Source organism: Variovorax sp. P1_H12_2 (assembly GCF_056405335.1).
The window spans coordinates 1-11566 of sequence record NZ_JBFUCI010000184.1 but is presented as its reverse complement, the minus strand read 5'-3'; the positions used below and the strand labels follow the sequence as shown (position 1 = coordinate 11566).

Annotated in this window: 9 protein-coding genes and 1 pseudogene; 5 read left to right on the top strand and 5 right to left on the bottom strand. The window is 65.4% G+C overall.

What is annotated here, in order from left to right; translation table 11 throughout:
- Positions 1-19 precede the first annotated feature (19 nt).
- Complete coding sequence (locus AC1D2K_RS18735) at positions 20-3772, top strand: AsmA family protein (RefSeq protein ID WP_478090337.1); 3753 nt, start codon at positions 20-22, stop codon at positions 3770-3772.
- 103 nt (positions 3773-3875) lie between these two features.
- Here AC1D2K_RS18735 and AC1D2K_RS18730 read toward each other — a convergent pair whose 3' ends face one another.
- Positions 3876-5201 carry an adenylate/guanylate cyclase domain-containing protein gene (locus AC1D2K_RS18730; protein ID WP_478090336.1) on the bottom strand — a complete coding sequence of 442 codons (1326 nt, stop codon included), beginning with the start codon at positions 5199-5201 and terminating at the stop codon, positions 3876-3878.
- 205 nt (positions 5202-5406) lie between these two features.
- On the opposite strand from AC1D2K_RS18730, the gene AC1D2K_RS18725 reads away from it, so the two are divergent.
- Complete coding sequence (locus tag AC1D2K_RS18725) at positions 5407-5700, top strand: hypothetical protein (protein ID WP_478090335.1); 294 nt, start codon at positions 5407-5409, stop codon at positions 5698-5700.
- Positions 5701-5733: 33 nt separating this feature from the next.
- Here AC1D2K_RS18725 and AC1D2K_RS18720 read toward each other — a convergent pair.
- Positions 5734-5861 (bottom strand): annotated as a pseudogene (locus AC1D2K_RS18720) (MerR family transcriptional regulator); the annotation flags it as partial.
- A gap of 164 nt (positions 5862-6025) precedes the next feature.
- Here AC1D2K_RS18720 and AC1D2K_RS18715 point away from each other — a divergent pair.
- On the top strand, positions 6026-6304 hold the full coding sequence (locus AC1D2K_RS18715; protein WP_478090334.1) for a DUF3079 domain-containing protein: 279 nt from the start codon (positions 6026-6028) through the stop codon (positions 6302-6304).
- A 111-nt stretch (positions 6305-6415) separates the two neighbouring features.
- Here the strand turns inward: AC1D2K_RS18715 and AC1D2K_RS18710 are convergent, their stop codons facing one another.
- From AC1D2K_RS18710 to AC1D2K_RS18700, 3 genes are all read right to left on the bottom strand, one after another.
- Entirely contained in the window at positions 6416-6790 is a 375-nt protein-coding gene (locus tag AC1D2K_RS18710) for a response regulator transcription factor (protein WP_478090333.1), read from the bottom strand.
- A gap of 424 nt (positions 6791-7214) precedes the next feature.
- Positions 7215-7622, bottom strand: coding sequence for a hypothetical protein (locus AC1D2K_RS18705; RefSeq protein WP_478090332.1), 408 nt, complete (start codon positions 7620-7622; stop codon positions 7215-7217).
- 323 nt (positions 7623-7945) lie between these two features.
- Positions 7946-8986, bottom strand: coding sequence for an AraC family transcriptional regulator (locus AC1D2K_RS18700; protein WP_478090331.1), 1041 nt, complete (start codon positions 8984-8986; stop codon positions 7946-7948).
- 81 nt (positions 8987-9067) lie between these two features.
- On the opposite strand from AC1D2K_RS18700, the gene AC1D2K_RS18695 reads away from it, so the two are divergent.
- Entirely contained in the window at positions 9068-10555 is a 1488-nt protein-coding gene (locus AC1D2K_RS18695; protein WP_478090330.1) for a flavin-containing monooxygenase, read from the top strand.
- Between the two features lie 11 nt (positions 10556-10566).
- A complete protein-coding gene (locus tag AC1D2K_RS18690; protein WP_478090329.1) occupies positions 10567-11448 on the top strand; it encodes an alpha/beta hydrolase in 882 nt (293 codons plus the stop codon).
- The last annotated feature ends 118 nt before the right edge of the window (positions 11449-11566 follow it).

The window sequence follows — 11566 nt, the reverse complement described above, 5'->3', positions numbered from 1 at the left end:
CATCCATCCCGCGACCCGATTGCCCGCCTCTCATCACCCAACCCTGACCACACCCGGGTCGCCATGGCGTCGACGCACAACCAAGTTGCTGCTGTGGACGCTAGGGCTGCTGCTTGCCGCGGCTGCCGGCGTGATGCTCTTCCTGAAGACACTCGACGCCGAGGTCTACAAGCGAGCCGTGGAGCGAGAGCTTTCATCCGTCCTGGGTCGGGAGGTGTCGATAGGCAGTCTGTCGTTCGAACTTGCCTTGCGGCCGACCTTTTCCGTGCGCGATCTGCGCATCGCCAACCCTCCCTGGGCATCGCGACCGGACTTCGTGACCGCTGCGAGCGGCGAGGCGCGCCTCGATCTCATCGCCCTGTGGAAGGGTCGGGTCGAAATGCGCGCCGTGCGCCTGGAGGGCGTGGACCTGCTGCTCGAGCGCAATGCGCAGGGCGAAGGCAATTGGTCGTTCGGCACGCCCGATCGGGGCACCCAGCGCGCGGCATTGCCTGACTTCGGCACCGTGTCGCTGACCGACGCACGCATTGGCTGGCGGCCAGGCGGCGGCTCCGTCGAGCAGGTTCGTGTCGATACCGCCGAGGCCACGATCAGCGACGGCGTGCCGTTTCGGGTTCAAGCGCTTGCCGACTATCGAGAAACTCCGATGCAGGTCACGGTGGAGGCCGACGCCTCGCTGCAGGCTGCACTCCACGGCGAGCCCTGGCGTCTGTCCGTCGGCCTGCGACCGAAGGGGGCGTCCCTCACGCTCGACGTGCGATTGGCATCGATCGCATCGCTCGAGGGCGTCGAACTCGGCATCGAGGCGACGGGCGAGCATCTCGACGCGTGGTCCGGCGTCCTGGGGCGGACATTGCCGGGATGGGGCCCCTATCGCCTGTCGGCGCAGACTCGCTACGGCCGAGGCAGCCTGCAGGTCGAAGACTTGAGCCTGTCGCTCGATGGACTGCCGATGCAGCCGTCGCGCCTCGAGATCGGGTCGGGCAAGGCTCAGTTCGGCGCGAGCGTGGACACGCGGCTGACGGTCGAGGGAAAGATCGGCGAAGCGGCGTTCTCGCTCGAGGCCAGCAGCGCGCCATGGCTCGAGCTGCAAAAGACCGATGGCGTCGCGCCACTCGCGCTGCGCGCCAAGCTTGCGGACTTCACGCTGAGCGCCGATGGAAGCATCACGCCCGCGGCCGAAGCCACGGACTTCGACCTGGCGCTGACCGCCCGGGGCGACGCGCTGGCGCCGCTGCGCCTGCTTGCGGGCCTGCACCGGAGCCAACCCTTGCCGGTGGATCTCGCGGCGCACGTGACGCATTCCAAGGAAGGCTATTCGGCCAGGAACATCCGTGGCCGGGTGCTCGCCTCGGCGGTGTCAGGAGATCTCGCGTACGCAAGCGCGCCGCGTGCGCTGCTCAGCGGGGCGCTGAACCTCGGCCGGTTGGACTTGGATCAGCCCGATGTCAAAGCGCTCGAATCGGCCGCCCCTGGGTCACGACCACGGGACGCCTCCGGTGCGGGTGCGCCGGCGTGGCTCCAGCGCGTCGACGCGGATCTTTCCCTGCGGATTGCAGCGATCACCGGCCTGCCGGTCCCGGCCAGCAATTTGTCCGGCCGGGTGCGCTGGCGCGACGACGCAGTTCGGCTGGAAGCGCTTGCCGCCACACTGGCCGGCACGGTGGTCACGGGAGACGGCACGCTTCGCTGGCGCGATGGCCGGCCGCAGATCGATGGCCATGCGAGCATTGCGGTGCTCGACTTCGCCAAGCTCGGCGGCAGCGTGGCGAAACCAGGACCGCGCAGTGCATTCGACGACCCACTGCCGCTGGCGCCGCTGCGTGCGTTCGATGCCAGGCTGGATGTCGACATTGCCCGCATTGCGGGCGCACCGGTGCCGATCGGCAAGGTCGCTGCGCTCGCGCATCTGCGGGGCGGCAAGCTCGCCATCGACCTGACATCTGCCACGGTCGCCAACGCGCCGGTGCAGGGCCATGTCTCGCTCGATGCGAGCGGGCGGGCATGGCGCGTCGATGCCAACGCGAGGGCCGACCGCATCGACGTGGCGGCGCTGCTGCGCTCGCCGAATCGGCCGGACACGACGAGCGGCGCGATCCAGGGACTGCAAGTCCTGTTTGGCTCGCGGGGTACGAGCGTGCGCGAACTCATGAAGCAGGCGAAGCTTTCCGTTCGCACCGCTCCCTTCTCCCTTGCGGTGGGTCGCGACCGCTCCCCGGTCCAGGTGCAGCAGGCGAACATCGAGGTTGAGCCGGGCGGCCCGGTGCGCGCGAGCGCGGTGGGCCATGCGCTCGGCGCGCCGATGGATCTGACGGTGGTCGCCGGGCCGCTGGCCGAACTGCTGAACCCCGAGACCGCGTGGCCGAAGATGGAAGCGAATCTGCGCACGGCGCTGGAAGGAGACACACTCCACGTCCTTGCGACCAGCGGGCCGCTGCAGCGTCTGATCGGCCTGCGTGACGTGCCGCTGGCGTTGCAGGCGACGCTGCCTGGCGCGCGCGCCACCCTGGAGGGCAACGTGGGCAACCTTGCGGCGCCCACGGGCACGCGGCTCGCCGCCCGGATCGAGATCGACAACCTGGCGCAGACGGCGAGGAAGTTCACCGCTTCGCGCCTGCCTGCCCTCCCGGTCAGCGCCTCGGGACGGATCACGCTGGGAGACGGGGAGGCGGCCGTTGACGATCTCAGCGCGCAGGCCGGCAAGTCGGATGCGGCGGGGCGGCTGCGAATTCGGTGGCGCGACCGGCCGGATCTGTCGGCGGATCTCACGTCCAGACTGATCGATGCCACACAGTGGGAAGAACCCACGGCCAATGAGACACCGCTGCTGGACCGGCCCATTCGCATGCCGTCCCTGCTCTCACGCGACGCGCAGCTGCGGCTGCGAGCCGAGCGCCTCCTTTTGCATCGATACGACCTGGCGAAGCTGCAACTCGATGGCACGCTCACGAACGGACTGATCGAGGTGTCGACCGCAGCGGCCGAAGGCGAGCTGCGCGGGGAACTGCGCCTCGACTTGCGCCAGGAAGTGCCTGGTGCGGCGTTGCGTCTGTCGCTCAAGAATGTCAATACGGAGGCGCTGTATACGGCGCGAGTGGAGCCGCCGAGCGGGGCCGCCAGGCCGCCGCTGTCGATCAGCGCGCAGTTCGCCGGCGCCGGTACCACGCTGCGCAACATGCTCGCGGCCGGGCGCGGCGAGTTCCTGCTGACCGCCGGCGCGGGCACATTGCCCATCAATTCGGGCTATGGCTTCGAGAGGATTGCCGGCAACCTCCTCCTGACGCTGGTGCCCGGCCGCAGGGCGGCGGACCACGCCCAACTCGAATGTGCGGCTGCGCGCTTCACCATCGCCGACGGCGTGGCCACCTCGAGCGACGGCGTCGCGCTGCGCCTGAAGCATCTGGACATCCTGGGCGGTGGCGCGGTGAACCTGAAAACGAGCGAGATCCTGTTCGGGTACCGGGCGGTGCGACGCGAGCTCTTCCAATTCAGCTTGATAGGCCTGACGAGCGGCGTCGCGAAAATCACCGGAACGATCAGCCACCCGACGGTCGAACTGGACCCCAGCGGCATATTGCTCGTAGGGACCGCGGCCTGGGCCACCGCCGGGGCGTCGCTGTTGGCGGGCGACTTGTGGCGCAAGCTCCAGTCGACCGCCGACCCCTGCGCCCGCATCGCTGCCGGCGCCCAGCTTTCGGGCGACCCACTCGACGTGCTGATGCGATCGTCGCCATCGGTCGACTTGCCTTTCCGCATGTCGACCAAGCAATGATTGACGGTGACGACACGCACGCCTTGGATGCCAGAAAGCAGCCGCTCGACGCCGCTCTCGATCCGTACCAGCCCCATCGCACACCCGAATTTCGCCAGGTGCCTCAGTGCTCCACCGCGAACAGTCGCCACTCGCCAGGGATGCCCTTGAGGCTTTGCACGCCTCGATCCTGAAATACGAGCCCGGAACCTGCGACAAGATCCTTGACTGTGCCCGAGACCAGCACTTCGCCGGCGCGCGCCTGTGCAGCCACGCGTGCGCCGGTGTGCACAGCGATGCCGCCGACCTTGCCTCCCATCCACTCGCACTCGCCGGTGTGTAGCCCGGCGCGGATTTCGAGCCCGAGCGCACGCACCTCCTCGGAGATCGCACAGGCGCAACGCACGGCGCGCGCCGGCCCATCGAAGGCGGCGAGGAAGCCGTCGCCGGCGGTGTCGATCTCGCGGCCGCGAAAGTGCTCCAGCTCGTGGCGAATCAATGCGTGATGGCTGTCGAGCAAATCGTGCCAGCGGCGGTCGCCGAGGCGGACGGCGCGCTCGGTGGCGCCGACGATGTCGGTGAACAGGACCGTGGCCAGGAGCCGGTCGGGTTCCGCGTCGTGTCGGGCGCCGGTGAGGAATTCTTCGATCTCGTCGACGATGGTGTCGCAGTCGCAGCCCCAGGGAACGTGATCGATGCCGTGCAGTTCGACCAGCTTGGCTCCGGGGATGTGCTCGGCCATGTAGCGGCTTGCGCCGAATTCGATCGTGCGGTCGTTGCTGCTGTGCAGCAGCAGCGTGGGCACGCGCACGGCCGGCAGGACATGCCGGATATCGATCTCCATGTTCATGCGCACCAGCGTTGCCGCGGCCGCCGGGCTGGCGCTGGCGCGCAACCAGCGGGCCCACCACCGTCGGTAGCGCTCGTCTTGAGCCAGACTAGGGCACCGGGCATCGATGCCTACCGGTCCGCCCCAGTCTCGTTCGATCTGGTCGGCAAATGCCAGGTGCTGCTCGGCCGTCGGCCCCCAGGGGTAGTCGGGCGCCCGCGTGCGTCGCGCGAAAGCGCCGCCCATGATGAGCGCCGAAGACCGTTCCGGATACGTGGCGGCGAATAGAGCGCACATCGCGCCCCCCTCGGAATAACCGAACAAGGCCGCACGCTGCGTGCCGACCGCATCCATCACCGCGCGCACGTCGTCCATGCGAACCTCGAGGCTTGGCATGTCGCTGACACGGTCGGACAGGCCGGTGCCCCGCTTGTCGAACAGGATCAGTCGGGAGAACGAGGCCAGCCGCGTCAGCAGCCGGGCCAGCGTCGGCTCCTCCCAGAAGACGTCGATATTCGACACCCAGCCGGGAACCAGCACCAGATCACGCGCACCGCTGCCGATCACCTGGTAGGCGATGTTGACGCCGCCGCTCCTCGCATATCGGGTTTCGGGAGTCATAGAGGGTTGAGCCTCCACACGCCGGTCCACCGGCACTTGTCCACGAGCAGGAGCTTGCCACAAAACGCACCATCGCACCCTTTGTGTTTAGTTCCCGCGCCTGTTACGTCTTGCTGCGGGCGTTTCGGTGTCATCCTTTGACGCTGGGCGATTGTTGCGTCACAGTGCCAAGTCCGTCACACCAACCTCGACAAGGAGCTTCCTCATGATCAGGTCCATCGTTCGCACCCTGCCGGCCGCCGTGGCCCTGGCATTCGCGTGCATTGGCGTGTCGGCCGTCGCACAAAGCGAAACCAAGAAACTGGAAAAAGACGCCGAGAAAGCTTGGGACGCGACCAAGACTGACACCAAGAAGGCCGAGAAGGCGACCGGCAAGGCGGTTGACAATGCGGCGTCCGGCGCTGCATCAGACACACGCAAGGTTGGCAACAAGATCGGCGAGGAGATTCCGGGCACGCCCCAGAACGAAGCCGACAAGAAAAAAGCTGCCAAGCCCTGATCCTGGCATGGTTTGGCGTCACGCGGACGCGAACTAGACCCCGGGTGCCTGCGGAGCCCTCTTTCTTCGCGCCCCACTAGCGCCAGACGCGGTGGCCCGCAGGATGCGACGGAAGGTGGGGCATTCCATTTGGCTCGTGCGGGGCAGGCAGCGGCGTGGCGCGATAAGCCTTCATGCCCGGAATAGAACCTCGTCAGAAAGACGTTTGATACGTCTCAAATTCGAGTCCGGCTTCAAGGAATACATTGGGTGCTTCTTCATGGGCATCCATGCGTCTCGCCGAGTGCGCCGACGAATCGAAGCCCAGTACGCTGAGTGCCCCGCCGTGACCAAGAAGTTCCCGATCCATCCCAAGCATCCCGAGCGCGTCTGCTGGGGTTGCGACAGGTACTGTTCTTCGGACGCGCTGGCGTGCGGCAACGGCAGCGTGGCGACGCCGCATCCGTCCGAACTCTTCGGCGAAGACTGGATGTCTTGGGGCCTGGATGCCCGCGAAGCAGACCCGGTCGATGAGCCCGTTCGTTCACACATGCCGAAATACGCACGCACCGAGGGCGCCATCGACGGTCCGGACGAGCCCGACACCCAGCCGCCCATCGGGTGACGCCTTGCCCCGACCGCGTGCGATGAGCTCGCGGCGCTGCATGATCAAGTAATCGTCGGCCAGTCCCTGCGCAAGTCATCGTCGATACCGAAGGCAACGCGCAGCCCGCCTTCAGGTGGAGTTCCGACGTAGCGCCGTATGAATTGCGTCCAGCAGTTGCTGCTGCGGGTAGGGTTTCTGCAGGAAGTCCACGGCGCCGTCCCTGACCGCTTGGACGGCTGTTGGAATGTCGACACTACCGCTGATGAACACAATCGGGAGGCGGACACCCAGCTCGTGCAGGTGCGCCTGCAGCGCGCGACCGTCCATGCGCGGCATGCGCAGGTCCAACACCAGGCAGCCGCGCCAAGTAGCGTCAAAGGCAGCCAGGAACTCGAACGCCGAGCTGAAGACCGCGGCCGTGAGTCCGACCGCAATGACCAACTCGCGGATCGAGTCACGACAAGCGTCGTCGTCATCAATGATGAATACAGTAGGTTCTCTCACGGTCCCAACTCTGAATCCGTCCTAACTGAGCGGCGTGCCGCCCGCACTTCACGGCTCCGGCGTCCAAAGGGCACCAACCTAACCTTGGATTGAGGTTTTGAATACTGCCCTTTGGGGCAGTGCACCCCGTTTTGTCGACGCGCTTCGACGGAATTTGCCCCGCCCAAGTCTGCGGCATGCCGACTTGCCAGGTCGACCGGCTACAGTCGGCCAGACCCCGTTCAAGGACAAGCTGGGCATCCAGGCCACGATGCGATGGCGCACCTGGCGCCTCGCTTCGCCACGGCAAGCCCAAGCCGGGGCGGTCTTCTGGCGAGCAACAAGCTAGGAGGTCAGAATGCGCGCCATGAGCAGACCTTCCCCTTGCGTCCCGCCAATCTGGCGAGAGTTCTTGGGGACGACGCAAGTAGTACTTAGAACAGCTTCACGTCTTGCGATTGTGGAGAATCAAAGCCCCAAGGCCGAGCGCAGGGTCAAGAATCGCAAAGGCTACGAACGTATGGGGAAATATTCCAGCGATCACCAGGGGCACGAGCACCGCGGGAACCAGTATCACTCGATCGAGCACGGAAGCGGGGCCGAAATTTCGCCCACCGGATCGACCACCGAATACGTAGAGCCAGCCAATGACGGCGACCGTCATACCTAGTGCGCGAAAGAGTGCTCCCTCGTGTCCAGCGAAAGGCGGGTCCATGAATATCGTCTGCACGGCACCCGGCCACACGATGAGCAAAGCTCCGAACCCAAGATAGATGTAGCCGTTCGTCACCGCCCATTTCGATTGGGCGGACAAGTTAGCGGGTTTCTCAAGAAGATCGCCAAAAAATGACATATCGGTCCCTCTTGGGTGGTGTACTTCTGGAAGGGAGAGGCTTCGGAACCCGTCTTGGCATTGAAGAAAACATGTTGGGCCCAATCGCTGCGGTTGACAATCCCGACGGCCACGCGTGCCCTCGTACGTGGAGAGACCGGGGAGTGACCTGCTGCTCGAAAGGGACCACCGACAGCTCGATATTCGAATGACGCTTTCGGGCCCTAACGGCTGTTCGCGCCCTGGCGCCGGCGGCTCGTCCCCCGCCCGCGGGTATCGGCACGAGGGACGGCGCGGTTGAGCGCAGGTACGGTCCTGGTCCAAAGTGTCTCAGCGCCTTGCGGTCACCGGACGTCACCGCCCACCAACTCCGTTCGCAACGCTGATGGCGGCATACCAAACCAACGTCGGCAAGACCGCGTCAGCGCGGAGTGCTCCGAGAAACCGAGAATGTCTGCGAGTTGGCCGAGTGGAACATCGGTCGTTCCCAGATAGTGCAGGATGGCGCTCTTGAGCGCTTCCTCGCGGATCATCTCGAATGTGCTCCCTTCGGCCGCCAGGTAGCGTTGGAGCGTGCGCGGATGCATGGCCAGCAGCGCTGCCACGTCGGTCTTGCCGGCCTGCGGCGTGCCAAGTGTGTGTCGCAACGCCAGGCGGACCCGGGAAGTGACGCTCTCGCCAGGAACGCGGAAGTGCCTCGCCACATAGTCTTCAGTGATCTTGCGCATCGCATGGTTCGCGCCCTGCAGATCGGCGTCCAGGGTCCCCTGACTGACGTGCAGGGCGGCATGCGGTTGCTCCACGAAAACGGGCGCGCCAAAAAAGCGCCTGTACACCTCGAGGGTCGCCAGGGGCTTGTGCGGCAGCGTCACGGCCAGCAGTCGATATTGTTCCGCGGCCAGCAGCTTGGTGATGTTGTGAAGGTCCGCCAGACACAGATCGATCGTCTGCCGTTGCGCGGGAAGCCTGTCCAATCGAACCTGCGCAGTCAACTCCGATGCGCCTTCAATGACCGAACTCTTGTCATGAATACCCAGCACGAGGCCTGGGCTTTGTACAAACAGGTGGCGAGAGGTGTAGTCCCACGCCTCCCTGACCGTTGGCGCGTTCTGCAGAACGATGCTCAGTGGACCGAGCACGCTGATGTCCTGAACCTGTGACAGGCGCAATCCGAAATCCGGGCAGCCGGTCCGCACGGCGCTGGCCTCGAGAAGTTGGATACAGGAACGCAACGACAGCATCGCGTCGTCGTCGGCCAATGACGCTGCAGGAATGCGAAAGCGCCGCAGCAACGGCGCCGGATCGGCCCCCAGACTTCGCATGAGGGTCGTGTATCCCTGCAAACCGCTCGACCTGAGCATTGCTGTCATGTCTCGCAATGTCAAGCAGATGTCTCGCATTGTCAAGCGCCGAAGCGTCGGCTTGGGAATACTCCAGCACCGTATCAACCCCTAGAGGTTTCGAAAATGGAGACAAACTACGACGTGCTGGTCATCGGCGCTGGCCTGTCGGGCATCAGCATGGCCTGCCACCTGCAGATGGAGTGCCCCGGAAAGCGAGTCGGCATTCTGGAGCGGCGCAAGGCGATCGGCGGCACCTGGGACCTGTTCCGCTACCCGGGCATTCGCTCCGACTCGGACATGTTCACCTTCGGCTACAAGTTTCGGCCGTGGCACGAACTGAAGGTGCTGGCCGACGGTCCGTCGATCAGGCGGTACGTCACCGACACGGCGCGCGAATATGGGATCGACAAGAAGATCCGCTTCGGCACCAAGACAACGCAGGCAGCCTGGTCGAGCGAGCGACGGCGTTGGACGATCACCGCTGTCGATGAAGACAGCGGCGAGCCACTCACGTTCACGTGCAGCTACCTCGTCAGCTGCACCGGCTACTACAACCACGACGAAGGTTACTTGCCGAGCTTCCCCGGCGTCGAGAGATTCAAGGGGCAGTGCATTCATCCTCAGAAGTGGCCCGAAGGACTGGACTACCGCGGCAAGCGGGTCATCGTCATCGGAAGCGGCGCCACTGCGGTGACGCTGGTGCCGACCATGGCCCGGGACACGGCGCACATCACGATGCTCCAGCGCTCGCCCAGCTACGTGTTTTCCGTACCGGGCTACGACACGATGTCCGCCGTATTGAAGCGGGTCCTTCCGGATCGCTGGGTCTATGCGATGGCGCGCCGGCGCAATCTTTTCCTGCAGCGGACGATCTACAAGCTTTCGAGGCGGTGGCCCGACCTGATGAGATGGTGGCTGCTCTCCGGCGTCAAGAAGCACGTGGGCAAGGATTTCGACCTTGCCCACTTCTCGCCGCGCTACAAGCCATGGGAAGAACGCCTGTGCGCGGTCCCCGATGCCGACCTTTTCAAGGTGATCCGGGAAGGCAAGGCCTCGATCGTGACCGACCAGATCGACACCTTTACCGAGACCGGAATTCGCCTGAAGTCCGGCAAGGAGTTGCAAGCCGACATCATCGTCACCGCGACCGGACTTCAGCTCCAGTCCTTCGGCGGCATGGAACTGCGTGTGGACGGTCGCAAGCGAGCCGTGAACGAGTTGATGACATACAAGGGCGTGCTGCTTCAGGACGTGCCGAACATGGCCTGGGTCTTCGGCTACATCAATGCATCCTGGACGCTCAAGGTAGACATGGCGGCCAGCTACTTCTGCCGCCTGCTCAATCACATGGACCGCAGCAAGGCCGATGTGGTGACGGCCCGCGCACCTGAAGGAGAGATGCTGAGCGAGAACATCGTCGCGTCGCTCCAGTCCGGCTATGCGCGGCGCGGCGAGGCCATGGTGCCGCGGCAGGGCCGTGCGCTGCCATGGCGTGTGCTGCACAGCCCCGAGAGCGACCATGTGATGCTGATGAAGGACCCCGTGGAGGACCCGGCGCTCGAGTTCCGCGGAACCTCGCTGGGCGGCACGCTGCGCCCTGCCACGGCCTGAGGCGACCGCCGATGAAATCCGTGTCGTCTTCGTTCGTCAGCCGGGGCCTGCGCTGCGCGGGCACGCTGCTGTCGCCCGACCGGGGCGAACCGCCGCCCGTCATCGTGATGGCGCACGGCTTTGCCGGTGTGCGCGCGATGCTGCTTCCGCATGCCACCCGCTTCGTGGAGGCCGGCTACGCCGTATTCCTGTTCGACTACCGCAATTTTGGCGACAGCCAGGGCGAGCCACGCCACTGGGTGGACCCGGGCCGGCATCTGGATGACTGGGATGCTGCCATCCGCCACGTTCGCACGCTCGAGGGCATCGACGCCCAGCGCATGGTGCTCTGGGGCACGTCCCTCTCCGGCGGCCACGTGGTCTGCATGGCGGCGCGGGGATATCGGCTCGCCGCGGTCATCGCAGCGCATCCTCTCATGAGCGGTTGGGGCGCGATCACTTCTCTCCGCCCGATGGTGGTCCTGCGCCTGACCCTTGCGGGCCTGCGCGACGTGGTCGGCAGCCTGATCGGCAGGCCRCACTACGTGCCCGTCGTGGGTCGGCCCGGAGAACACGCCGCGCTGACGGGCGCCGAAGCCTGGAGCGGGATGGAAAAGTTGAAGGCCATCGCCGACGTCGAGTGGGAAAACAAGGTGCTCGCCCGCGTATTGCTCAAGATTCCCCGCTACAACCCGATCCGGCTCGCCCGCAAGGTACGCGTGCCAACGCTCGTGATCGCCGGATCCCACGACACCATCGTTTCCGCAGACGTCGCACGCCAGGCGGCGAGCCGCATGCCGAACGCCGAGTTCGCGCTGCATGCCTGCGACCATTTTCAGCCCTACTACGGCGAATACCTCGACAGGAACGTCCAGGAACAGCTCGCCTTCCTGCACAAGCACGTAGCGGTCTGAATCACCCCTCTCGAACCATCAAGCATCCTCTCATGAACTATTCCTTCAAAGACAAGGTCGCCGTTGTCACTGGCGCCGGCTGCGGCATCGGTCGCGCCCTGGCGCTGCAACTGGGCGC

What these genes read in the sequence shown, in the direction of transcription:
- AC1D2K_RS18705 (WP_478090332.1), bottom strand. Translation starts at nt 7,622, where the DNA reads ATGTCATTTTTTGGCGATCTTCTTGAGAAACCCGCTAACTTGTCCGCC.
- AC1D2K_RS18725 (WP_478090335.1), top strand. Translation starts at nt 5,407, where the DNA reads ATGATCAGGTCCATCGTTCGCACCCTGCCGGCCGCCGTGGCCCTGGCA.
- AC1D2K_RS18730 (WP_478090336.1), bottom strand. Translation starts at nt 5,201, where the DNA reads ATGACTCCCGAAACCCGATATGCGAGGAGCGGCGGCGTCAACATCGCC.
- AC1D2K_RS18695 (WP_478090330.1), top strand. Translation starts at nt 9,068, where the DNA reads ATGGAGACAAACTACGACGTGCTGGTCATCGGCGCTGGCCTGTCGGGC.